This is a genomic window from Gulosibacter sediminis, assembly GCF_023370115.1.
GTDB lineage: Bacteria > Actinomycetota > Actinomycetes > Actinomycetales > Microbacteriaceae > Gulosibacter > Gulosibacter sediminis_A.
This window is the reverse complement of the sequence record NZ_CP097160.1, coordinates 401,822-423,450: the sequence shown is the minus strand read 5'-3', so window position 1 is coordinate 423,450 and position 21,629 is coordinate 401,822. Positions and strand designations below refer to the sequence as shown.

19 protein-coding genes are annotated in these 21,629 nt (G+C 69.1%); 7 read left to right on the top strand and 12 right to left on the bottom strand.

Annotation, left to right across the window (positions count from 1 at the left end; genetic code table 11):
• Window positions 1–12: 12 nt before the first annotated feature.
• Complete coding sequence (locus M3M28_RS01820; RefSeq protein ID WP_249387160.1) at window positions 13–882, top strand: RDD family protein; 870 nt, start codon at window positions 13–15, stop codon at window positions 880–882.
• Here M3M28_RS01820 and M3M28_RS01815 read toward each other — a convergent pair.
• The 4 genes from M3M28_RS01815 to M3M28_RS01800 form a co-directional block, all read right to left on the bottom strand.
• A complete protein-coding gene (locus M3M28_RS01815) occupies window positions 879–3,110 on the bottom strand; it encodes a hypothetical protein (protein ID WP_249387159.1) in 2,232 nt (743 codons plus the stop codon). The two genes, M3M28_RS01820 and M3M28_RS01815, sit on opposite strands and share 4 nt — an antisense overlap.
• An 11-nt stretch (window positions 3,111–3,121) precedes the next feature.
• On the bottom strand, window positions 3,122–4,897 hold the full coding sequence (locus M3M28_RS01810; protein WP_249387158.1) for an HSP90 family protein: 1,776 nt from the start codon (window positions 4,895–4,897) through the stop codon (window positions 3,122–3,124).
• A 21-nt stretch (window positions 4,898–4,918) separates the two neighbouring features.
• Window positions 4,919–6,148: an MFS transporter gene (locus M3M28_RS01805; RefSeq protein ID WP_249387157.1), complete on the bottom strand. Its 1,230-nt coding sequence runs from the start codon at window positions 6,146–6,148 to the stop codon at window positions 4,919–4,921.
• A 108-nt stretch (window positions 6,149–6,256) separates the two neighbouring features.
• The gene (locus M3M28_RS01800) at window positions 6,257–7,735 is read right to left on the bottom strand and encodes an NAD-dependent succinate-semialdehyde dehydrogenase (RefSeq protein WP_249387156.1); all 1,479 of its coding nucleotides are present in this window, start codon (window positions 7,733–7,735) and stop codon (window positions 6,257–6,259) included.
• A gap of 165 nt (window positions 7,736–7,900) precedes the next feature.
• Between M3M28_RS01800 and M3M28_RS01795 the strand changes: the two genes are divergently transcribed.
• Together M3M28_RS01795 and M3M28_RS01790 are read left to right on the top strand one after the other, a co-directional pair.
• Window positions 7,901–8,632, top strand: coding sequence for an IclR family transcriptional regulator (locus M3M28_RS01795; RefSeq protein ID WP_249387155.1), 732 nt, complete (start codon window positions 7,901–7,903; stop codon window positions 8,630–8,632).
• A gap of 378 nt (window positions 8,633–9,010) precedes the next feature.
• A complete protein-coding gene (locus tag M3M28_RS01790; RefSeq protein WP_249387154.1) occupies window positions 9,011–9,595 on the top strand; it encodes a septum formation family protein in 585 nt (194 codons plus the stop codon).
• 72 nt (window positions 9,596–9,667) lie between these two features.
• On the opposite strand, the gene M3M28_RS01785 is transcribed toward M3M28_RS01790, so the two are convergent.
• Genes M3M28_RS01785 through M3M28_RS01775 form a run of 3 tightly spaced genes read right to left on the bottom strand, consistent with a single transcriptional unit; the run spans window position 9,668 to window position 12,501 of the window.
• Window positions 9,668–10,873, bottom strand: a complete 1,206-nt coding sequence (locus M3M28_RS01785) for an NAD(P)/FAD-dependent oxidoreductase (RefSeq protein ID WP_249387153.1) — start codon at window positions 10,871–10,873, stop codon at window positions 9,668–9,670.
• Window positions 10,874–10,875: 2 nt separating this feature from the next.
• A complete protein-coding gene (locus M3M28_RS01780) occupies window positions 10,876–11,193 on the bottom strand; it encodes a 2Fe-2S iron-sulfur cluster-binding protein (RefSeq protein ID WP_249387152.1) in 318 nt (105 codons plus the stop codon).
• A 36-nt stretch (window positions 11,194–11,229) separates the two neighbouring features.
• The gene (locus M3M28_RS01775; protein WP_249387151.1) at window positions 11,230–12,501 is read right to left on the bottom strand and encodes a cytochrome P450; all 1,272 of its coding nucleotides are present in this window, start codon (window positions 12,499–12,501) and stop codon (window positions 11,230–11,232) included.
• 151 nt (window positions 12,502–12,652) lie between these two features.
• Here M3M28_RS01775 and M3M28_RS01770 point away from each other — a divergent pair, with 151 nt between their 5' ends.
• Window positions 12,653–13,570 carry a LysR family transcriptional regulator gene (locus M3M28_RS01770; RefSeq protein ID WP_249387150.1) on the top strand — a complete coding sequence of 306 codons (918 nt, stop codon included), beginning with the start codon at window positions 12,653–12,655 and terminating at the stop codon, window positions 13,568–13,570.
• Here the strand turns inward: M3M28_RS01770 and M3M28_RS01765 are convergent.
• Window positions 13,553–14,977, bottom strand: coding sequence for an MFS transporter (locus M3M28_RS01765; RefSeq protein WP_249387149.1), 1,425 nt, complete (start codon window positions 14,975–14,977; stop codon window positions 13,553–13,555). The two genes, M3M28_RS01770 and M3M28_RS01765, sit on opposite strands and share 18 nt — an antisense overlap.
• A 194-nt stretch (window positions 14,978–15,171) precedes the next feature.
• Here M3M28_RS01765 and M3M28_RS01760 point away from each other — a divergent pair, with 194 nt between their 5' ends.
• The 3 genes from M3M28_RS01760 (at window position 15,172) to M3M28_RS01750 (ending at window position 18,097) form a co-directional block, all read left to right on the top strand.
• Entirely contained in the window at window positions 15,172–16,194 is a 1,023-nt protein-coding gene (locus M3M28_RS01760) for an AraC-like ligand-binding domain-containing protein (RefSeq protein ID WP_249387148.1), read from the top strand.
• Window positions 16,195–16,283: 89 nt separating this feature from the next.
• Window positions 16,284–17,177 carry a transketolase gene (locus M3M28_RS01755; RefSeq protein ID WP_249387147.1) on the top strand — a complete coding sequence of 298 codons (894 nt, stop codon included), beginning with the start codon at window positions 16,284–16,286 and terminating at the stop codon, window positions 17,175–17,177.
• On the top strand, window positions 17,174–18,097 hold the full coding sequence (locus tag M3M28_RS01750; protein WP_249387146.1) for a transketolase family protein: 924 nt from the start codon (window positions 17,174–17,176) through the stop codon (window positions 18,095–18,097). The genes M3M28_RS01755 and M3M28_RS01750 overlap by 4 nt, the downstream gene beginning before the upstream one ends.
• Before the next feature lie 5 nt (window positions 18,098–18,102).
• Here M3M28_RS01750 and M3M28_RS01745 read toward each other — a convergent pair whose 3' ends face one another.
• Genes M3M28_RS01745 through M3M28_RS01730 form a run of 4 tightly spaced genes read right to left on the bottom strand, consistent with a single transcriptional unit; the run spans window position 18,103 to window position 21,628 of the window.
• A complete protein-coding gene (locus M3M28_RS01745; RefSeq protein ID WP_249387145.1) occupies window positions 18,103–19,077 on the bottom strand; it encodes an ornithine cyclodeaminase family protein in 975 nt (324 codons plus the stop codon).
• Window positions 19,078–19,112: 35 nt separating this feature from the next.
• Window positions 19,113–20,150, bottom strand: coding sequence for a zinc-dependent alcohol dehydrogenase (locus M3M28_RS01740; RefSeq protein WP_249387144.1), 1,038 nt, complete (start codon window positions 20,148–20,150; stop codon window positions 19,113–19,115).
• Window positions 20,140–20,844 carry an ABC transporter ATP-binding protein gene (locus M3M28_RS01735; protein ID WP_249387143.1) on the bottom strand — a complete coding sequence of 235 codons (705 nt, stop codon included), beginning with the start codon at window positions 20,842–20,844 and terminating at the stop codon, window positions 20,140–20,142. Before M3M28_RS01735 ends, M3M28_RS01740 begins: the two co-directional genes overlap by 11 nt.
• Complete coding sequence (locus tag M3M28_RS01730; protein WP_249387142.1) at window positions 20,837–21,628, bottom strand: ABC transporter ATP-binding protein; 792 nt, start codon at window positions 21,626–21,628, stop codon at window positions 20,837–20,839. Before M3M28_RS01730 ends, M3M28_RS01735 begins: the two co-directional genes overlap by 8 nt.
• Between the last annotated feature and the right edge of the window lies 1 nt (window position 21,629).

Sequence of the window (21,629 nt, the reverse complement as noted above, 5' to 3'; positions counted from 1 at the left end):
TGAAATACTCTCATGTCTTCGCAGCCCGCGCCCCGAGTTGCCTCGTTTGCCGACGACGATGTCGTCATTGGCGAGGGCGTCGCCCTGAGCATCCCGGCCGCCGGCTGGCTGTTGCGCGCGGGCAGCGCCGCGATCGACGCGTTCGTGATCTTCGTCGGCTACCTGGTCTCGCTGCTCCTGCTCGCCTGGATGCTCACGAACTTCCTACAGAACAGCAACGTGAGGTTCGAGGACGTCTGGATCAACGTGATTCAGATCACCTGGGCGGTGCTCTGGTTCATCCTCGTGCCCCTCACGATCGAGGTGCTCTCGAACGGCCGTTCGCTCGGCAAGCTCATCTTCGGGCTCCGCGTCGTGCGCGACGACGGCGGCGCGATCGGCTTCCGCCACTCGTTCGTGCGCGCCCTCGCGGGCCTCGCCGAGATCTTCCTCACGCTCGGTAGCATCGCCGCGCTCGTCGGCCTGTTCAATGGTCGCTCGAAGCGTGTCGGCGACTTCCTCGCCGGCACCTACGCGCAGTACGAGCGCGCGCCGCGGCCCCAACCGCTCGCCCTCGCGCTGCCGCCGCAGCTCGTGGCCTGGGCCCGCGTCGCCGACGTCGCGCGCCTGCCCGACCCGCTCGCCCGCCGCATCCGCGACTTCTTCGTGCAGTCAACGAAGCTCGCGCCGGCGGCGCGCCAGCACCTCGCGGGTGACCTGGCGCGCCGGGCGCGACCGTACGTGCATCCGATTCCCGACGTCGACGCCGAGACTTTCCTCGTCGGCGTCAGCGTCGTGCGTCGCGACCGCGAATACTTCGGGATGCAGCGGCGCCGGCAGCGCTCGGCCCGCCTCGAGGGCGTGCTGCACGGCAACCCGCACGGCTTCCCGACCCGCGGCTAGCCCTGCTGCTGCGCGTCGCGCAGCCACTGCGTATGCAGCCGCCAGCTCTGGAAGCTGTTGCCGTTGCGCGCATCGAGCTCCGCGGCAATGCGCTGCGCCTCGTCGCGGAACTGGGGCCCGCGCGGGTCGTCGGGCCGATGCGTGAGCAGGAAGTGCGCGGCGGTCGCAAAGATGTCGATGTCGACCGGCGCCCCCTCGTAGTCGACATTGTCGAGCGCGGCCTCGACGACCCACGCGAGCTCGTCGGGGTCCGTCTCCGCGAGCTGCACGAGCACCGAGTCTGGCACCGAGCCGAACTCACTGAGGTCGCGGTCAATCTCCTCGATGCTCGCGACGACCTCGGGCACCCGCTCGGCGCGGCCGTCCTGCAGCTCGCGCCACGCCACCCAGGCGAGCGCGGCGCGGCGGTGCTCGGCGTCGTGCGTCTCGTCGAGCACCTGGCTCGCAAGGGCCGCCGTGTAGTCGGGGCTGAACGGGGCGACGAGGCCCGCGGCCTGGAGCAGCAGCTTGTGCTCGTCGACCTGCTCGCTCTCGTGTTCGAGCCAGCGCGTGAACGTGGTGAGGAGCTCCTTGAGCGCGTCGACATTGCCGAGCTGGGCCGCGACCTCCGCTTGGCCGAGCGCGAGCTGGCTCGTCGAGCCGCCGACCTTCGCGCGCACCTCGTGCTCGCGGGTGATGAACTCGGCGACCGAGTCGATCGACACCTCCGGGTCGCCGAGGGCCTGGTGCACGACCTCGACGTAGCCGCCCTCGCCGGCGGCGCGCACGCCGGGCTCGATCGCGTCGTTGTCGTCGAGGCGCAGACGCTGGGTGCGCGCGAGGCCCTCGAGCATGGCGCGGTTCTCACCCACGACGGCGTGCTGCATCGCCCCGACGAAGAGCGTGCCAAACACGACGGTCGTGAGGCGCAACTCCTGCGCACGGGCGATGATCTTGTCGACGAGCTCGGGCTGCGTCGACTCCTCGCTCAGCTCCTGCACGGCCGAAATGGACTCGTAGTAGCGCTCGTTCATCGAGACGGGGGCACCGTCGATCGAAACGCCGTGAGTCTGGCGCGGCAGCCAGCCGGCCTGCAGGATGTGCTCGGCACGGGCCTGAGGGTCGCCCCAGACCGCCGCGTCGTCGACGATGTCGAGCTTCGGCGCATGCGGCAGGCCCTCGAGCCAGAACTCGCGCAGCTCGTCGAGGTGGCGGGTCGCGACCCCGCCGCGCTCGTCGTGCAGCTCCGCCGCATCCTCGGCGATCTTGAACAGCAGCCAGCCCTCGTCGTTCGCCGGGTCGGCGAGCACGCGCACGCGGGCGACCGCGGCGGTGGTGCGCCAGTTCGTCTCGTCGAGGTAGAGCTGGGTGAGAAGGTGGTCGGCGAACTCCTCCGCCTCGTCGCGGCGGTGCTCGAGCACCACCAGGAGATCTTGGGCCTCGATCTCGTCGATGAGCGAGTCGAGTTCGAACTGCTCGCGCAGCTCGTCGCCGATCTGCGCGGCGACCGCACGCTGGCCGGCACGGGCGTAGAGCACGCCCTGGCGCGCGCGGAGGCTCACGAGGTGCGCCAGCTCGGGGTGGTTGGGGTCGAGGGGGCCCGGGCCGACGCCGAGGCCGGCGAGCCGCTGCTCGAGCGTGCGCAGCGCGAGTTGCGGGTCGACGCGCACGAGCATCGAGCTCTCGTAGACCGAGCTGTACGGGCTGCCGGGCTGCCAGTAGTCGTTGTCGGTGGTGAGCCACTCGTTGAGGTGCTGCAGCGTTGCGTCGCGGTCGCCGAAGTCGGCGCTCAGCTCGGCCTTCGCGAGGAACGCCTCGCCGAGGTCGAGGCCCCGCTCGCGGATCTGCGCCTCGACGAGGCCGACGACCTGCTCGAGCTGGGCGCGCGGGATGCGCGGGTCGTCGACGAGCGTCGAGGCGACGGTGCTGATCGACTCGAGGAAGGTCGCGAGGTTCTCGGGGTGCAGGTGGTCGCCGTAGCGGGCGATGATCTGCATGAGGCGCGCATACGCCTCGAGCGCCTCCTGCGCCTTGCCGGACTGCGAGAACAGCGAGTACTGCCCGTAGCGGGCGCTCGCCGCGAGGTGCGGCACACCCTCGGCCTCGCAGTCGGCGACCTGCTGTTCCCACGCATCCGCGGTGTCGCGGTCGAGCGGCATGTCCCAGATCGCCGAGCTGCGGTCGATGAGGGCGCGGACGCGAATCGCTTGCTCGCCCTCGAGGTCGGCGACCTCGTCGTATCGAATCATCGGTGTTCCTTTCAGGTGGCCGCGACGAGCAACTCGCCCAGCGCATCCGCCAGGGTTCGCTGCTCATCAGCGTTGAGTCGTTGACCTGCCTGGAGCAGGCTGAGGAGGTAGAGGGCGCGCACGGCCTGCTGCTGCAGCTCGGGCGTGCGCGCGGCGACGACGGCGCGCACCGCGTTGGCGCGCACGTTGAGCACGAGCTTCGGGCGTCGGTCGACGGGGTCGGGCTTCTTGGCGTCGCCGATGAGGGCGGCCCACGGGTCATCGTCGGCAGCCTCGTCGGAGAAGTCGAAGCCGGCGGGCGCGGGCGGCACGTGCAGCGAAAGCACCGATGCCGGGGCGAAGTCGCGCAGGTCGAGCCCGACGCCGAGGTCGTCGAGCACCGGCGTCGCGACGGCCCGCAACTGCTCGGCGAGCGACCGCCGCTCGGGCTTCGGCTGCGGCAGTGCGTCGAGCTGTTCGGTGCGCGAGAACGGGCTCACCCGCACGCGCGTCTGGGCGCGACTGAAGGCCTCGAGCACGACGATCGAGTTCGTGTAGCCGCCGTTGACGAGCATCCCGCCCTGCGCCGCGACGAGCGGGGCGTTCGCGCTGAACTCCCCCACCGTCGAGGCGTAGCTGATCTTGCTCGGCATCTGCGCGAACGGCACGAGGCCCGAGCTCGTCTCCCAGAGGTAGTGGCGCGCGACGAACTGTAGCATCGCGTCGTCGGCAGCGGCCATCGCAAGCAGGTTCGTCGAGTGCACGTCGAGGAACTGGGCGAAGCGGTCGCCGCCCTCGGCCGCGAGGCGCTCGATGCCGGTGCGCAGCTGCCGGCCGACCTCGGCCTGCACGTCGCGCACGAGCTCGGTCTCTTGCAGGGATTCGCGGGATGCGGTGAGCGGCAGCGAGCCCGCCTCAAGCGCGACCTTCACGAATGTCGCCCACTCGGGCACGAGCTGGGTGTTGTCGTCGGCGACGAACATGCCGTTCGAGAAGACGCGGTCGCCGCCGCGGTGCTTCGTCGAGATCGAGTTGCTCGAGACGAACGCGAGGCCGCGCACGCCCGCGACGGGCACGTCGATCGGGAAGGCCGCGAGCGGCGAAATGCCGAACGTGCGCGAGCACCATTCGAGCGCATCCGGCTCGGCCAGCTGCCACGGCGGGGTATGCCGGCTCACGACTCGGCCGGGGCCGGTGTCGGCGCCGCGGCGCACCGTGATCGGCACCGGCAGCAGCTCGGCGAACTTCGATGCGAGCAGCTCGACGCGGTCGTAGCTCACCCAGTCGGCGTCCTCGGGCCGCGCCCGCACCCACACCTCGGTGCCGGGTGCGGCGAGCGGGCCCGCCGCCTCGGTCACGGTGAAGGTGCCGTCGCCGCTGCCGATCCAGTGCATCGTCGGGGCGTTCGGCTCGCGGGCGCTGCGCGAGCGCACCTCGATCTGGTCGGCGACGAGGAAGCACGAGAGCAGGCCGATGCCGAACTGGCCGAGGTAGTCGCGGCGGGCCTGCGCGAACTCGCCGCGCTTGCTCGACGCGCCGATGGTCGACAGCAGCTGCCGGGCCTCCTGCTCGGTGAGTCCGATGCCGGCGTCGCGCACGAGCAGCGCGCGGTGCGGCTCGTCGACGATGAGCTCGATCGGCGCCTGAAAGCCGGATGCGGTGGACTGGCCGAGGCGCTCGCGCGCGACCAGCGCATCCCTCGCGTTCTGGATGAGCTCGCGCACGAATACCCGCGGGCTCGAGTAGAGATGGTGCGAGAGGATCTCGACGATGCCGCGCAGGTCAACCTGGAAGTTCTCGGTTGTCACCCCGCCAGCATAGATACCGTTTTATGTGCGGTCTCCACGTTGCAGGTACGCGAGCACGAGCGCGAGCCCGAAGCAGAGCGCGTAGGTGCAGGCGACGGCGCCCCAGCTGGCGAGGAAGCCGCCCGTGTGGTCGACGAGCCAGCCGATGATCGCGGGGCCCGACGCGAAGCCGAGGTACATGCCCGCCGAGACGAGGCCGGAGGCGATGCCAATGCGGGCGCGCGGCGCGGCCGCGATGATGCCCGAGTTGATGACGACGTTGGCGGCGAGCGGGAGGGCCGCGTGCATCGCGATGCCAACCCAGACGAGCCATGCCTGGCCGGTAATCGACGCGAGGCAGAGCGCGCCGAGGCCCGCGATGCCGCCGAGATTCATGATCGAGATGAGCGGCACGGGGCGGCCCCAGCTGCCGTTGACGCGGCCCCAGCCGACGCGGCTGAGGATGCCGATAACGCCGATGACGCCGAGCAGCAGGCCGCCGAGCTCGACCGGGAAGCCGAACTCACGGATCGAGAACAGCGACACGTAGGTGTTCACGCCCTGCGTGCCGACGGCGTTGAGGAACGAGATGGCGGCGAAGACCCAGACCGCGGGCGGCAGTTTCGTCGCCTCGCCCGGGTTGGTGACGATCGTGCCGGTCGACGGCGTCGGGGCGCCATTGGCGGGGCGGCGAAGGCGGTTGAGCACGACCCAGCTGATCGCGAAGCAGGCGGCGCTGATCGCGGCGCCGAAGAGCGCTGCGGCGGCCCAGTCGCCGACCGCGGCAATGAGCGGGAAGCTCAGGCCGGCGACGAGCATGCCCATCTGCACGCCCGACTGTTTCCAGCCCATCCAGATCGAGCGCTGCGCGGCCGGCACGCGCGTCGCGACGAGCCGGTTCGTGACCGGGTTCGACATCGCCTGGGCTGGGCCGACGAGCAGCGCCGCGACGATGAAGCCGGCGAAGCTGTGCCAGACGATGGTGACGACGAAGGCGAGCAGCGTGCCGATCATGATGATCGCGAACTGCACGATGGTGCGCAGCCGGTCGGCGAGCACACCGAGTAGCGTCGAGGTGAGGCCGGCCGAGAGGAAGATCGTCGAGAGGATGATGCCGAACTGGCCGTCGGTGATGCCGAACGTCTCGATGAGCGGCGCGCTCAGCGAGGTGACGCCGAAGTTGAAGACGATGCCGACCGCCATCGCGGCGATCAACACAAACAACAGGATGCCCGGCGCGCGCTGCGCCCCACCCTCACGACTCTCCACCATCAGTCCCCTCTCCTCCCCTCGCGAAGAACAGTTGAGTGGTCACTTTTTGTAGTTCTGCGGTGGCAGAACTACAAAAAGTGACCACTCAACTGTTCTAGGTGGCCGCGGTTAGGCCGTGGCGTAGGGGTTCGGGATGGCGGTGTACTTCGTGTAGAGGTACTCCTCGATGCCCTCGAACGAACCTTCCTTGCCGAGGCCCGACTGCTTCACGCCACCGAAGGGCGCGGCCGCGTTCGACAGCACGCCGACGTTGAGGCCCATCATGCCCGACTCGATGCGGTCCATCATGCGCTGGCCGCGGTCGAAGCTCTCGGTGAAGACGTACGACATGAGGCCGTATTCGGTGCCGTTCGCGAGCGCGACGGCTTCGTCCTCGGTCTCGAAGGTGATGATCGGCAGCACCGGGCCGAAGATCTCCTCGCGGAAGATCTTGGCGCCCTCGGTGATGTTCTTCAGCACGGTCGCCTCGAAGAAGTACCCGTCGCCGTCGACCGGGCTACCGCCCGACACGACCTCGGCGCCCTGCTCCACGGCGTCGTCGACGAGCTCCTTGACCTTGTCGACGGCCTTCTGCTCGACGAGCGGGCCGATCACGACGCCGTCCTCGATGCCGGGGCCCATCTTGAAGTCGTTCACCTTCGCGGCGACACGCTTCGAGAACTCGTCGGCGATCGACGCCTGCACGATGATGCGGTTCGCGGCGGTGCACGCCTGACCGATGTTGCGGAACTTCGCGGCGATGACACCCTCAACGGCCTTGTCCAGGTCGGCGTCCTCGAACACGACGAACGGGGCGTTGCCGCCGAGCTCCATCGACGAGCGCAGCACCTTGTCGGCGGCCTTCTTCATGAGGCCAACGCCGACCGGGGTCGAACCCGTGAACGAAATCTTGCGGAGACGGTCGTCCTCCATGATCGCGTTCGTGACGCCACCGGTGTTGCGGGTGGTGATGACGTTGACGACGCCCTTCGGCACGCCGACCTCTTCGAGCACCTTCGCGAAGTAGAGCGTGGTGAGCGGCGTCAGCGACGCCGGCTTCACGATGACGGTGTTGCCTGCCGCGAGCGCGGGGGCAATCTTGCGCGTCGCCATGGCAAGCGGGAAGTTCCACGGGGTGATGAGGAAGCAGGGGCCGACCGGGTGGTGCGACACGAACATGCGCTGCGTGCCCTCGGGGTTCTCGGTGTAGCGGCCGACGATGCGCGGGGCCTGCTCGGAGAACCAGCGGAGGAACTCGCCACCGTAGTTCACCTCGCCCTGCGCCTCGGCGAGGGGCTTGCCCATCTCGAGGGTCATGAGCAGGGCAAACTCGTCGCGGCGGGCCATGACCTCGTCGAAGGCCTTGCGCAGCAGCTCAGCGCGGGTGCGGGCGGGCGTGCGAGCCCACTCGTCCTTGACCGCGACGGCGGCATCGAGGGCCGCAATGCCCTGCTCGACGGATGCGTTCGCCACGCGGACGAGTTCGGTGCCGGTCGCGGGGTTGTTCACGACGAATGCGTCGCCGCCTTCGCCATCGACCCATTCGCCGCCAATGAGCAGCTGGGTCGGAACCTTCGCGAGGAGCTCTGCCTCAGTTGGGTAGGTCATCTATGACTCCAATTCGTTGCGCTGGTATCTGGACGCGAATCACGCGCTCACGCGTCCTTCGACGGTACACCGCGCAGCTTCCGTCACCGCTGGTCCGGGGGCACGCATCCAGCCGGAATCTTTGTGCGAAACCACAACGGATTGCGCGCATGCCAAACTAGCGGCATGGCCCACACCACCGCGAACCGACAGACGTCCTCGCACGCGCAGACGCTGTCCCGCGGTATCCGGGCCCTCGAGGTGCTCGCGGAGGCCGGCCGGCCGATCTCGATCGCCGACCTCGCCGCGGCACTCGACGTGCACCGCTCGGTGGCCTACCGCATCCTGCGCACCCTCGAAGACCACGGGCTCGTGCGCCGCGACTCGCAGGGGCTCATTCGTCTCGGCCCGCGCATGGCGCAGCTCGCGCGCGGCGTGCAGCGCGACCTGCAGACCGTCGCGCTGCCCGAGCTCACCGACCTCGCGAACCGCTTCGCCGTCACCGCCTTCGTCGGCCTGCTCGACGAGGACGACATCGTCACCCTCATGAGCGTCGAGCCGCGGGTCGCGTCGACCTCAGTCGCGCAGCGCCCGGGCAGCCGGCATCCAGTCACGGCGGGCGCAGCCGGCCTCGCGGTGCGGATGCAGATGAGCGGCCCCGAGCTCAACGAACTTCGCGCACACGGCCTCGACCCCGACGACGAAGGCATCCGCGCGGCGCACCTGCGCGGCCACGCGACCTCGTCGAACGAAGCGGTGCCGGGCCTCTCGGCGCTCGCCGTGCCCCTCCCCCTCGCGGATGAGCAGCTCGCGTCGCTCGCCGTCGTGTTCCTCAACTCGGGCGAGGACCGCGACGAGGCCGCGATCGTCGCGGACCTGCACGAGGCGGCACGCACGATCTCGACCGCGCTCGCGTAGGCCACCGGAAAAGCGTCGTTGCCCCGGGGGAACACGGCATCCCCGAGGCAACGGACTCGCTCGCACCCCGGCGTTGCGGCGCGAAACTCGCGGATCTGGACTGGGCCGGTGCAACCAGCGGGGGCGGTCACAATTTCGACTCGGTTTTTGATCCTGTCCATAGTTTGCACCAAGATCTCAGATAGCACAAAGCCCGGCGTACATCCGCACAAGCACGCCGATGCCGCGCACGGTCGGAGGTGTCGATCAGCCTTCGGTCTGATTCCAACGACGGGACTGCAATCTTGCGGATGACGCCCCGGGCCGCCGCGAAAACCTAGGCTGTTCTCAGCCGGTTGGTGACCTGCATCCCGACCCCCAGCAAAGAAGAGGAACATCATGTCGACTAAGAAACTGCGCATCCCTGGCGTCCTCGCCGCCGTCGCGATCGCTGGGCTTGTGCTCACCGGTTGCCAGAGCGGCAACGAGCGCATCGAAGACCGCTCGAACACCGAGGCCGAGGCCGAGCAGGACACCACCGAAGAGACGACGGACATCGAGGAGACCACGGCGCCCGAGGAGTCGGACGAAGAAGAGTTCCAGGCTCCCGAAGAGCAGAGCGTCTTCGACATCACCGTCGGCGACTGCGTGACGCAGCCCGAGGAAGAGTCGTCCGAATACCAGAGCCTCGAGGTTGTGCCCTGCACCCAGGCACACGAGTACGAGGTGTTCTACGAGTTCAACGTCGAAGACCTCGACGAGTTCGACCAGACCGCGATCGAAGACGAGATTCTCGACCAGTGCTACGGCCAGCCGTTCGAGGACTTCATCGGCACCGCCTATGACCAGTCGACCCTCGGCGTGCAGTACCTCATGCCGACTCAGGGCAGCTGGGACAGCGGCGACCGTCTCGTGAGCTGCATGGTCTACGAGGCCGACGACACCAACGAGACGACGCAGTCGCTCGAGGGCTCGCGCCTCTAACGCCACCCCAAACAACAAGGCCCGCCCGGGCGAGGAACGAACCTCACTCGGGCGGGCCTTTTTGCCGCCTGATTACGCGGGCACGAGCGCCGACTTCAGCGTGAAGCCGGGCTCGGCCGCGGCGGCCGGGGTGACGGATGCGGCGCCCGCGGATGCGAGCAGCTTGCGGGCGGCGACGTGGTCGGCCGGCTTGTTCACCGACTCGACGCAGACGAGCCGCTCCCCCGCGAACCGCAGCACCGAGAACTTGCCCGCGGCGGGATCGCCGAGCACGACCTCGGCGTCGGCACCGTCGGCGAGGCCGGCGATCTGGAGCTTCGCGCCGGCCTGGATCGACCAGAACCACGGCACCTCGTCGTAGTCGCTCGCGCCGTGCACGATGGCGCGGGCCACGTGGCGGCCCTGCTCGGTGGCGTTTTGCACCGATTCGATGCGCTGGAACTCGCCCCGCGCATCCGGGAAGCGCGCGATGTCGCCGATCGCCCAGATGCCCGGCAGGCTCGTGCGCAGCGACGCGTCGACGATGACGCCGCGGTCGGTGGCGAGGCCGGCGGCTCCGGCGGCGTCGGCAAACACGGGGCAGTCGTCGACGCCGATGCCGACGACGGTGAGGTCGGCGGGCCAGTCGGCCAGGTCGCGCTCGTCGGCGAGGGCCTCGACGCCGAAGACGAACTCGACGCCGGCCGCGCGCAGGTGCGCCGTGAGCCAGTCGGCGGTCGTCGCCGAGGCCGAGCGCCCGAGCACGCGCGAGCCGCGGCTCAGCAGCGTGACCCGCTTGCCCTTCGTCGCCGCGACGGCCGCAAACTCGAGCCCGATGAAGCCGCTGCCGACCACGACAACACGCTCGGCGTCGGCGAGCCGGTCGCGAAGTATCTCGGCGTCGTCGGCCGTGCGCAGCACGTGCACGCGGGAGGCCTGGGCGTCGCCGCAGCGCAGGCGCCGGGCGCGTGCGCCGACCGCGAGCACGAGCTCGTCGTAAGTGATGTGCGAGCGCTCGCCCTGCGCATCCGCGAGCTCGATTACCCGGGCGCCCGGGTCGATGCCGCGCAGCTCGGCCCCGAGGCGCAGTTCGATGCCGAGGCGCTCGTAGAACACGGCGCCGCGCAGGGGCAGCGGCTCGTCGCCCGAGGCGAGGCCGTCCTTCGACAGCGGCGGGCGCTGATACGGCAGCCGCGCGTCACGGTCGAGCAGCACGATCTCGCCGTCGAAGCCCTCGTCGCGCAGCGTCTCGGCCGCCTGCACGCCCGCGTGCCCGGCGCCCACGATGACGACGCGCATCGCTACACCTGCGATTCGGGCAGGTCGACGGTGAGCTCGTCGAAGTCGCGGCCGGCGAGCAACTGGCAGCCGAGGCGCGAGTTGTCGAGGCGGTCCGAGGTGGTGCACTCAAGCATCTCGTCCTCATCGTCGCTCACCTCGGGCAGCTCGACGCCCTCGGGCACGTAGACGTGGCAGGTGGCGCACATGGCCTGGCCGCCGCACTCGCCGACGATGCCGGCCACATCGTTCTGCAGGGCGGCGCGCATGATCGAGGTGCCCTCGTCGACGACGACGGTGGCCGAGGTGCCGTCAACGCGGCGGTAGGTAATGCTGGGCATACGGGGTGTCCTTTCGGAAGAGTAAGCGGGGGCGGCCTAGGCGTCCCACGTGATCGGCATGTGCGTCATGCCGCGGAAGACCCAGCCGGTCTCAACGGCCTGCTGCTCGGGGTCGAGGCGCAGGCCCGGGAACTCGGCGAACAGCCGGGGCAGAGCGACGTCGGCCACCTGAGAGCGGGCGAGCCACGCGCCGGCGCAAAAGTGCACGCCGCCGCCGAACGCGAGGTGCGGCTGCTTCTCACGGCCGAGGTCGTAGCGGTCGGCGTTCGCAAACACTGACTCGTCGCGGTTCGCCGAGAGTGCCACGACGCCGAGCTTCGCGCCGGCCGGCAGCACGGTGCCGCCGAGCTCGACCTCGCGGGTGGTCTGGCGCGGGTACATGCCGATCGGGGCGATCCACCGCACGCCCTCCTCGAAGGCTTCCTTCCACGTGCGGGTGCCGTCGAGCACTGCGGCGCGCTGCTCGGGCTCGCCGAACAGGCCCATCATGATCGTCGTGATCGCGTCGCGCGGCTCGTTGATGCCGCCGCCGATCGACATCTTGAGGTTCGCGCGGATGTTCGCGAGCGTCACCTCGTCGCCGTTCGACGTGTGGATGATGTTCGAGATAAGCGTTTCGTTCGGGTGCTCCCAGTAGTGCGCGATCATTTCGTCGAGGGCGGTGTTCACCTCGTCGTAGCTGCGCTTCGCCTCGGCCCACACGTCGGGGTCGTCGGCGTAGTTGCCGGTGCCGTTAATCATCGTCTGCGACCAGCGGATCATGTCTTGGTCGGTCGCGTTCTCGAAGCCCATGACGCGGCGCAGGTTCTCGGCCGCGTAGGGGCCAGCGAAGTGGTGTACGAACTCGACGCCCGGGCCGACCTCGCGCAGCACGGCGGCGTAGCGCTCGTAGCTCTCCTCGAACACCTGGCGCCAGCTCGCCTTGATCGCCTTCGGCTTGAGCACGTTGCCGTAGGTCGCCCGCTGAACGGCGTGGTTCGGGTCGTCCATGCGCAGCATCGAGTGGCCCATCGACTTCTTCATGAGCGAGCCGCGCTCGTTCGCCGTGAAGGTGTCGGGGTCGTTGTCGACGGTGTGCACGTCCTCGTAGCGCGTCACGAAGTAGCGGCCGGCCGCCGGCACATACGGCACCGGATGCTCCTGGCGCAGCTTCGCGAACGTCGGGAACGGGTCGCGCGTGAGGTCCTCGAGCGTCACCCAGTCGGCGATGTACGTGCCGGGCAGCGGCGCAGGCGCCTCGTAGGGCGTGTACTCGGGCTCGGCGACGGCGGTCGCAGAACCGGCAAAGAACGGGCAGGTCGCGGTCATGGTGTGCTCCTCGGACGGCGGTGTCACGGTGCGGTGGGGACGCGTCGGTGCGGCCCAGTACTGCAACAATTCCACCGAGCGAACCAAAGCAAAAGCACGGAGTTTTGCAGAACATCCCCTATTTGAATGATGTTATGGGAAGATCGAGCGCATGTCCGACTTCACCCTGCGCCAGCTCGAGTACCTCGTCGCCGTCGCCGAGCACGGCACCATCGCCGCGGCCGCCGCGAGCTTGCACGTTTCAGAATCGGCGGTCGCGACCGCGCTCACCCAGCTCGAGCGAAGCCTCGGCACGACGCTGCTCGTGCGCCGCCGCGCGCACGGTGTGCAGCTCACCTCTGAGGGCACCCTCGCCGTCCAGCGCGCGCGCTCGCTGCTCGTACAAACGCAGGACTTCCAGGCGGAGTTCTCGTCGGTCGAGCTGCGCGGCACCGTGCACATCGCGACCTACCCGACGCTCGCACCCACGCTCGCGCCGCGACTCGTGCGCAAGCTCGAGGATGCGCATCCCGGCCTGCGCGTGCAGGTGTCGACCATGCCCGCCGCCCGCCTGCAGCAGGAGGTCGAGCACGGTCAGGTCGACCTCGGCATTTGCTACGGCTTCGACCTCGCCGGCGACTTCGAACGCAGGGTGCTGCGCCAGCTGCACGCCCACGTCGCGCTGCCACCCGACCACCGCCTCGCCGACGCCGAGCGCGTCGACCTGCGCGAGCTCGCCGACGAGCCGTTCATTCGCTACGACCAGTCGCCGAGCTGGGAGCACACGCAGTCGGTGCTCGAGGCTGCGGGCATCTCGGTGAACACACGCTTCTCGACCGACGGCTACGAGCTCGCGCGCTCGTATGTCGCGGCCGGCCTCGGCTGGAGTCTCTTCGTCATGCGCTCGCTCAACGAGGGCACGCGCGACGGCGGCCACATCGTCGTGAAACCAATTTCGCCGCCACCCACCCCGACCGAAGTCGTGGCGGTGTGGCGGCGAAACCGGCCGATGCGGCGGGTGCAACCGCTCATCGACGCGCTCGTGGCCCTCGTGCAGGAGGACGCGCGAACGCTACCGGAGCTTGGTTAGCTTGTCGGCGCCGTAGTACTCGACCATGATCGCCGAGGTCTCGGTGGGCAGCCGGTCGGGGTCGAACAGGTGGTACCGGCCCGACTCCTCGAACCCGACGTCGAGCGGAATGCCGCGGCGGTCGCGCAGCACGAGCACGGCGCTGAGCGAGATGAGGATCATGACGAGCAGGTACTGCGACACCGCCTGCGTCGTGCCGAACTGCGCGACGAGCGCGGCGGCGATGGTCGGGGCGAACGCGCCGCCGAGGATCGCGCCGAGCGCGTACGAGATCGAGACGCCCGAAGTGCGCACCGAGGCCGGGAAGGTCTCGGCATACCAGGCGGCCTGCGGGCCGTAGGTGAGGCCGAGGCCGACGGCGAAGATGACCATGCCGACCGTGAGCCAGAGCAGGTCGCCGGTGTTGACGAACCAGAACAGCGGGAACGCGAACAGGGCCATCCAGAGGAAGCCGATGATGTACGTGTTCTTGCGGCCGATGCGATCGGCGAGGTAGCCCGAAACCAGCGTCGCGACGAACCACATTCCCGCGGCGAGCGTGACCGCGTTGAGCACGCTCGTGCGGTCCATGGCGAGCAGCCCCTCGGGGTTCGTCGAGTAGTTGAGGATGAACCCGCCGGTGATCATGTAGCCGGCCGCGTTGTTGCCCGCGAAAACGAGGGCGAGCAGGATGACGAGCTTCCAGTGCTTGCGAAAGAGTTCGACGATCGGCATCTTGATGCGCGAGCCCGCATCCTTCATCTCGGTGAAGACCGGCGACTCCTCGACCGACTGGCGCACGATGAAGCCGACGATGACGAGCACGATCGAGAGCAGGAACGGCACGCGCCAGCCCCACTCGTTGAACGCCTCGCCGGGCGAGATGACGCCCGACATGAGCGCGAGCACGCCGGTCGCGAGCAGCATGCCGATCGGCACGCCGAGCTGCGGGAACATGCCGTAGCGGCCGCGCTTGTTGACCGGGGCGTATTCGACGGCCATGAGCACCGCGCCGCCCCACTCACCGCCGGCCGAGACACCCTGCAGGATGCGCAGGATGATGAGCAGGATCGGCGCGATGACGCCGACGTCTTCGTAGGTCGGCAGCACACCGATGAGCGTCGTGGCCGCGCCCATGAGCACGAGCGTGATGACGAGCATGAGCTTGCGACCGAGGCGGTCGCCGTAGTGGCCGACGAGGGCGGCGCCGAGCGGGCGGAACAGGAACGAGATGCCGACCGTGAGAAAGGTGAGGATCTGGCCGAGCGTGCCGCCGACCTCGGCGAAGAAGAGCTGGTTGAACACGAGACCGGCGGCGTTCGCGTAGATGAAGAAGTCGTACCACTCGATGGTGGTGCCGACGATGGTCGCGCCGACGACGCGCCGGCGCTCTTTCGCAGAGCGCTGCTCCGCGGAGGTTTCAGACATGGGGGACTCCTTTGTCAACCACGATGCAGCGTGGCTTGGTGAGGTTCGCTTCTTCGGCGATGAAACATGCGGGCGCTCGTCGACCGCGGAAGAAGTTGCCTCCTCAGTTTCCGTCGAATCGTATTTGAAATCAAATCTAATTCTGGGAGGATCTCCGGCCGCCTCTACGCTCGACTGGCTACGATGAGTGGCAAATGTCGCAGGCATGGACTGACACCGAAGTCACCGAGGGCCCCGATGGCACGCCCACCGGTACCATTGACGCGCCTGGCGGCGGGCCCGACCAGTTTGGCCCCGTCAACCTCACGCTCGCGCAGTTTCAGCAGCAGGTGAACGCCTCGTTCGTGCCCCTCATCGTCACGAGCGAGCTCGGCGACGACTTCCGCGGCCGCATCAACGGCGTCAACGTGCACGGCGTCGGCTTCACCGATGTGCGCGCCGACCCGCAGCTCGTCGAACGCACACCCGAGCTCATCGCCGAGGCAACCGAGCACTTCTACAAGATCTCGCTGCACCTCGAGGGCACGGGCATGCTGCGGCAGGGCGGCCGCAGCGTCACGCTCTCGCCCGGCGACCTCGCGATCTACGACACCTCGGTGCCGTACGAGCTCGAGTTCACGCACCGCTTCCGCTCGCTCGTGATCATGCTGCCGCACGCGCGCCTCAGCGTGCCGCACCGGCTCTCGTCGCAGTTCACGGCGATCCTGCTCGCCGGCTCGGAGGGGCTCGGCCGCGTCGTGTCGCCGTTCCTCGCGACCCTCGGCACGAACATGCACGAGTTGCGCGGCCCCGCCGGCGCCAAGCTCGTGCAGAACGCCGTCGACCTGCTCGACACCCTGCTATCGAACGAGCTCGATCTCGCGAAGTTCGCGGCCGACCCGCACCTCTCGCTGCTGCAGCAGGTGCGCGACCGGATTGACGACAATCTCGGGGATCCGGGGTTGAGCCCGAACTCGATCGCCGCCGACGCCTTCATCTCGGTGCGCCACCTCCACAACCTCTTCCAAGATCAGGGCCAGACGGTCGCGTCGTACATTCGCACTCGCCGCCTCGAGCGCACCTACCTCGACCTCACGAGCCCAGAACACGCGGATGTCTCGGTCGCCGCGATCGGCAACCGCTGGGGCTTTAAGGATCCGGCGCACTTCTCTCGCGCCTTCAAGCAGGCCTACGGCGAGTCGCCCCGCGACGTGCGCCGGCACGCGCTGGGTCGCTAGCCGCGCATCCGCCCTCACCTTTTTCGTGGCGAGGTGCGCCCCGCGTACAGTACGATTGGATCCAATCAGCAGATCAAGGGAGAGGCTGCATGGGACCCAACGACGCGACCCACCCCACGACGTCGCCGCGCATCGACGAGCTCGAAGCACTCGCTCGCGAGGGGCGCTGGCACGTCATTAACACCGTCACCGCCTCGAAGGCCGGCCACGTCGGCGGCCCGCTCTCGGCCATGGACCTGCTCGTCGCGCTCTACTTTGCGCAGCTGCGGGTCGATCCCGAGAACCCCGACGATCCGGGCCGCGACCGCTTCATTCTCTCGAAGGGCCACAACGCGATCGGCCTCTACTCGGTGCTCGCGATGCGCGGTTTCTTCCCCGTAGACGAGCTCGCAACCTTCGACCACGGCGACTCGCGCCTGCAGGGGCACCCCGACATGCGCCTCACGCCCGGCGTGGATGCGTCGACCGGCTCGCTCGGTCAGGGCCTCTCGGCCGGCGCGGGCATGGCGCTCGGTGCGAAGCGACTTGGATCCGATAACCACGTCTGGGTCATGCTCGGCGACGGTGAGATGGAAGAGGGGATGGTGTGGGAGACCGTGCTCTCGGCGCCCCGCTACCGGCTCGACAACCTCACCGCGATCATCGACCTCAACGGCCTGCAGCAGTACGGCTGGCCCGCAACTGACGACGACCGCTTCGACCGCAGCGAGCCGCTCGGCCACGTCGACCTCGCCGCCGTGTTCGCCGGCTTCGGGTGGCACGTACTCGAGATCGACGGGCACGACTTCGACGAGATCCTCGACGCGTTCAACACCGTCACCGAGGCGCGCGACCGCGACGGCCGCCCATCCGTAATTCTCGCGACCACGTCGAAGGGCCGCGGCATTTCGTTCACCGAGGGCACCTACGCGTGGCACAACGGCGTCGCGACCCCCGAACAGCTGGCGCAGGCGCGCCTCGACCTCAAGCAGGAGCAAGCATGACCGCGCAACGAAGTGTGTGGGGCGAGACCCTCGCCCGGCTCAGCGTCACCGACGAGCGCGTGATCGTGCTCGACGGCGACCTCGCCACCTCGACGAAGGCCGACACCGTCGCGAAGCAGAACCCGAAGGCGTTCGTGCAGGTCGGCATCGCCGAACAGAACCTCGTCGGCATGGCCTTCGGCCTCGCGACGATGGGCTATCGACCGTGGCTGTCGACGTTCGGGGTGTTTCTGACGAACCGCGCCCTCGACCAGATCCGCATGCTCGTGTCACAGACGAAGGTGCCGGTGCGTGTTTGCGCCGCCTACTCGGGCCTGCTCAACGGCTCGAGTGGCAAAACGCACCAGGACATCGAAGACCTCGCGATCATGCGCGCGATGCCGAACATGACCGTGCTCGCGCCCGCCGACGAGCACGAGGCCCGCGCGGTCACCGAGTGGGCGGCCGGCTTCGACGGCCCCGTCTACATTCGCTACGCCCGCGACGCGGTCGCCCCGGTGTTCGACGCCGACTACGAGTTCGAGCTCGGTGCGGTGCACACGCTGCGGCGCGGCGGCGACGTCACGCTCGTGTCGACCGGCGTGCAGGCCTCGCGCATGCTCGAGGCAGCCGGGCTCCTCGCGGCGGCCGGCATCGAGGCGCAGCTCGTGCACCTGCCGACGCTGAAACCGCTCGAGGATGCGCGGGTGCTCGCCGCGCTCGAGGGTGCGCCGATCGTCGTCTCGGTCGAGGAACACACCGAGATCGGTGGCCTCGGCGGCTTGCTCGCCGAAATGTTCGCGCGCCACGACGTGTCCACGCCGCTGCGCGTGCTCGGCCTCGCCGACGCCTGGTCGGAGTCGGCACCGAACGACTTCCTGCTCGACAAGTACGGCCTCAGCCCCGAGCGCGTCGCCGAGCGAGTCCGCGCGCTGCTCTAGGCAGGCTAGCGTCGATCGCGGGCGGGGGCTCCGTCGATCGGCAGCTCGATGCCGACGCCGCGTTCGGCGGCCCGGGTGGCGGCGACGGCCGCGAGCGCCGTGTCCCATGAGCCGGCGCCCTGCGAGACGAAGGCGGTGATCGCATCCGCGTCGCCGCGCACCTCGCCGAGCGCGAGCAGTTCGCCGAGCTCGCGCACGTCAGCCCAGTCGATCGCCCCGGCCTCGGCTGCGCGGATGAGCGTGCCGCCCTCGCGCTGCGCGGCCACGACATCGTCAGTCACGAGCAGGTCGATCTCACGCATCGCCTCGGGTTCGACCTCGGCGTTGGCGGCGTTGTTTGAGCCCGCGAAGATGTAGTGCTTGCCCGGCCACATGTGCCTGCGGAGGATCACCGGGTCGTATGCGCTCGTCATGGTGATGACGACCTGGGCGTCGGCGATCGCCTCGTCGATGGTGTCGAAGCGGCTCGCGGTCACGCCCGTGCGCTCGGCAAGCAGCGCGGCGAAGGCGTCGGCGCGCTCGGCGTTGCGGCCGTAGACGTGCAGCTTCGTCGCGCCGAGGGCGAGCAGCACCGCCTCGGCTTGCGTCTGCGCCTGGTACCCGGTGCCAACGATCGCGACGGTGTCAGCGCCGCCGGGCGCGAGCTCGCGGGCCGAGATCCCGCTCGCGGCGCCGGTGCGCAGCTGGCCGAGCCGGTCGGCCTCGTAGAGCGTCGTGAGCGTGCCCTCGTCGTCGAACAACAGGCCCCAGAACTTCGCGGCGCCGTTGCCGGTGACGTAGACCTTCGCGCCGATCGCATTCGCGCTCGCGACGCTGCCACCGAGCACATTGAGCACGAGCGGGCCGAGCTTCGCGCGCGTGCGGGGCGCGTTGCCCGAGTCGCCGCGACCCTGGTCGCGCAGCGCGTCGGTCACCGCCTCGAGCGCGTCGCGCTGATCGATGAGCCCGTCGATGTCGGCCTCAGTGAGAAAACGAACCACGATGGTCTCCTTCCACCCGGGAGCCTCCCGGGAAGCTATGCCGGGAACACGACGACCGGCTTCACGACGGTCGCGTCGGCCGCCGCGCGCAGCGCCGTCTCGGTCTCGGCAATGGTGAACTCTTCGACGATGCCACGGAGCGCATCGACGCGCTCCCCCACGATGCGCTCGGCCGCCGCGAAGTCCTCGCGGGTGTAGGCGTAGGAGCCGCGCAGCGTGAGTTGCCCACGCACGATCGCGTTCAGGTCGAGGGCGACCTCGGCCGCGAATATCGCCGGCACGCCGATGACCCCGCCGCGGCGCACGCGTGGCAGCGCTCCGCGCAGGGCGGCGCCGGCGCCGGAGGCGTCGAGCCACGCGTCGAACTCGCGGCCGGACGCATCAGCCCGCATGCCGAGCGCGAGCGCCGCGGCCATGCGTGACTCGGCGCCCGAGGGTGGGCCGCTGATCGTGACGTTCGCGCCAGCGACGAGCGCGGCACAACCGGCGAGGAGGCCGACGGCGCCGGGACCGCTCACGCAGAGCTCGATGCCCCGCAGTGGCTCGAGCCCGGCCGCATTGCTGTCGAAGACGGTCGCGATGCCCCGCAGCGCCTGATGCGCGACGGCGGTCGGCTCGATGAGCGCGGCAAGCCGGGCATCGAGCGACTGCTCCGTGAGCACGTGCAGGCGGCCGGCCGGGAACACGAACGACTCGGCGAGGCCGCCGTCGAAGTGCATGCCCATGCAGTTGCGCTCGAGGCAGCGGTTCGCCTGCCCGGCGCGGCAAACAGCGCAGTCGCCGCAGCCATCGATGGCGATCGGCACGACCCGGCGGCCGACGAGCGCCGCGTCGACGCCCTCGCCCACCGCATCCACCACCCCGACCACCTCGTGCCCGAGCACGACGTTCTCGGGCACCCATTCGTAGCCGGCATCGGCGCGCACCGCGTGCACGTCGCTGCCACAGAGTCCGACGGCCTCGGTGCGGATTCGCACCTCGCCCGCCGCGGGGCTCGGCTCGGCCACGCGGTCGATCACGAGATCCCACGGCGTGCGCGAGCGAAGCCGCGCCGCGAGCTGCTCAGTTGCCAAAGTACGACTCTCGCACCACGTCGCTGTCGAGCAACTCGCGCGCTGTGCCGCTGAGGCGCGACTGCCCGCCCTCGATGATGGTGCCGTGTTCGGAAACCTCGAGCGCGTTCTGCACGTGCTGCTCGACCAGCAGCACCGTCATGTCGGCAGTCGCGATCTCGCGCACGAGCGCGAACATCTGCTCGACGATCACCGGGGCAAGGCCGAGTGACATCTCGTCAATCATGAGCACCTTCGGGTTCGCCATGAGCCCGCGGCCGATGGCGACCATCTGCTGCTCACCGCCCGAGAGCAGCCCGGCCTCTTGCTTGCGCCGCTCGAGCAGACGCGGGAAGTGGTGGTAGACCTCGTCGAGCCGCGACTGGGCGTTGCCGTCCCCGCGGCTGACGAAGCCGCCGAGCAGCAGGTTGTCTTCGACCGACATCGACCCGAAGAGCTTGCGCCCCTCGGGCACCTGCACGATGCCGAGTTCGACGCGGCGCTTCACCGGCGCGTTCGTGATGTCCTCACCGTTGAAGATGATCTTGCCGGTCGCCGCCTTGAGCAGGCCCGAGATAACCCGCAGCGTCGTCGACTTGCCGGCCGCGTTTGGGCCGAGGAAGGCGGTGATGCCGCTGTCGGGCAGCGTCAACGACACGTCTTCGATGGCCTGGGCGTCGCCGTAGAAGGCGCTGATGTGCTGAACCTCAAGCATTGGATTGGCTCCCTCGCTGCTCGGCTTCCGAGATGATGTTGCTCGCGATGGTGTCGTCGGTGTGCTTCGTGCCGAGGTACGCCTCGATCACCTTTGGGTCGGTGATGACGTCCTGCGGGTCGCCCGCGGCGAGCACCTGGCCGTTGTTGAGCACCATCATCTGGTCGGAGACCTCCATGACTGCCGCGACGATGTGCTCGATCATGAGAATCGCGACGCCGCGGTCGCGCACCCGCGTGACGAACGGCAGCACCTCGATGACCTCGCGGCTGTTCAGGCCGGCGAGCACCTCGTCGAGCAGCAGCAGCTTCGGCTCGGTGCCGAGCGCCTTCGCCACCTCGACGCGCTTGCGCATCGCGAGGGTGAGCGACTCGGTGGGCCGCTCGGCGATGTCGGCGATGCCGAGGTCGTCGAGCAATTCCATCGCCTTAGTTCGGGCGACGGATGGGCGGGGATGGTTGATCAGCACCGGCACCATGACGTTCTCGACGACGGTCATGCCCGAGAACGGTCGCACGACCTGGAACGTGCGGCCGATGCCGCTGCGGGCGCGGGTGGGCAGGTCGGTCTTCGTGATGTCCTTGCCGTCGAACTCGATCGTGCCCGAGTCCGCGGGGAACAGCCCCGAGATGAGGTTGAAGAACGAGGTCTTGCCCGCGCCGTTCGGCCCGATGATGCCGATGATCTCGTCGCTGCCGAGCTCGAGCGAGACGTCGTTGACCGCCTGCACGCCGCCAAAGCGCTTGCTGACGTTGCTCACCTTGAGCAGAGTGTCATTCGCCATT

What these genes read in the sequence shown, in the direction of transcription:
- M3M28_RS01820 (WP_249387160.1), top strand. Translation starts at nt 13, where the DNA reads ATGTCTTCGCAGCCCGCGCCCCGAGTTGCCTCGTTTGCCGACGACGAT.
- M3M28_RS01815 (WP_249387159.1), bottom strand. Translation starts at nt 3,110, where the DNA reads ATGATTCGATACGACGAGGTCGCCGACCTCGAGGGCGAGCAAGCGATT.
- M3M28_RS01805 (WP_249387157.1), bottom strand. Translation starts at nt 6,148, where the DNA reads ATGGTGGAGAGTCGTGAGGGTGGGGCGCAGCGCGCGCCGGGCATCCTG.
- M3M28_RS01800 (WP_249387156.1), bottom strand. Translation starts at nt 7,735, where the DNA reads ATGACCTACCCAACTGAGGCAGAGCTCCTCGCGAAGGTTCCGACCCAG.
- M3M28_RS01795 (WP_249387155.1), top strand. Translation starts at nt 7,901, where the DNA reads ATGGCCCACACCACCGCGAACCGACAGACGTCCTCGCACGCGCAGACG.
- M3M28_RS01790 (WP_249387154.1), top strand. Translation starts at nt 9,011, where the DNA reads ATGTCGACTAAGAAACTGCGCATCCCTGGCGTCCTCGCCGCCGTCGCG.
- M3M28_RS01785 (WP_249387153.1), bottom strand. Translation starts at nt 10,873, where the DNA reads ATGCGCGTCGTCATCGTGGGCGCCGGGCACGCGGGCGTGCAGGCGGCC.
- M3M28_RS01780 (WP_249387152.1), bottom strand. Translation starts at nt 11,193, where the DNA reads ATGCCCAGCATTACCTACCGCCGCGTTGACGGCACCTCGGCCACCGTC.
- M3M28_RS01775 (WP_249387151.1), bottom strand. Translation starts at nt 12,501, where the DNA reads ATGACCGCGACCTGCCCGTTCTTTGCCGGTTCTGCGACCGCCGTCGCC.
- M3M28_RS01770 (WP_249387150.1), top strand. Translation starts at nt 12,653, where the DNA reads ATGTCCGACTTCACCCTGCGCCAGCTCGAGTACCTCGTCGCCGTCGCC.
- M3M28_RS01765 (WP_249387149.1), bottom strand. Translation starts at nt 14,977, where the DNA reads ATGTCTGAAACCTCCGCGGAGCAGCGCTCTGCGAAAGAGCGCCGGCGC.
- M3M28_RS01760 (WP_249387148.1), top strand. Translation starts at nt 15,172, where the DNA reads ATGTCGCAGGCATGGACTGACACCGAAGTCACCGAGGGCCCCGATGGC.
- M3M28_RS01755 (WP_249387147.1), top strand. Translation starts at nt 16,284, where the DNA reads ATGGGACCCAACGACGCGACCCACCCCACGACGTCGCCGCGCATCGAC.
- M3M28_RS01750 (WP_249387146.1), top strand. Translation starts at nt 17,174, where the DNA reads ATGACCGCGCAACGAAGTGTGTGGGGCGAGACCCTCGCCCGGCTCAGC.
- M3M28_RS01735 (WP_249387143.1), bottom strand. Translation starts at nt 20,844, where the DNA reads ATGCTTGAGGTTCAGCACATCAGCGCCTTCTACGGCGACGCCCAGGCC.
- M3M28_RS01730 (WP_249387142.1), bottom strand. Translation starts at nt 21,628, where the DNA reads ATGGCGAATGACACTCTGCTCAAGGTGAGCAACGTCAGCAAGCGCTTT.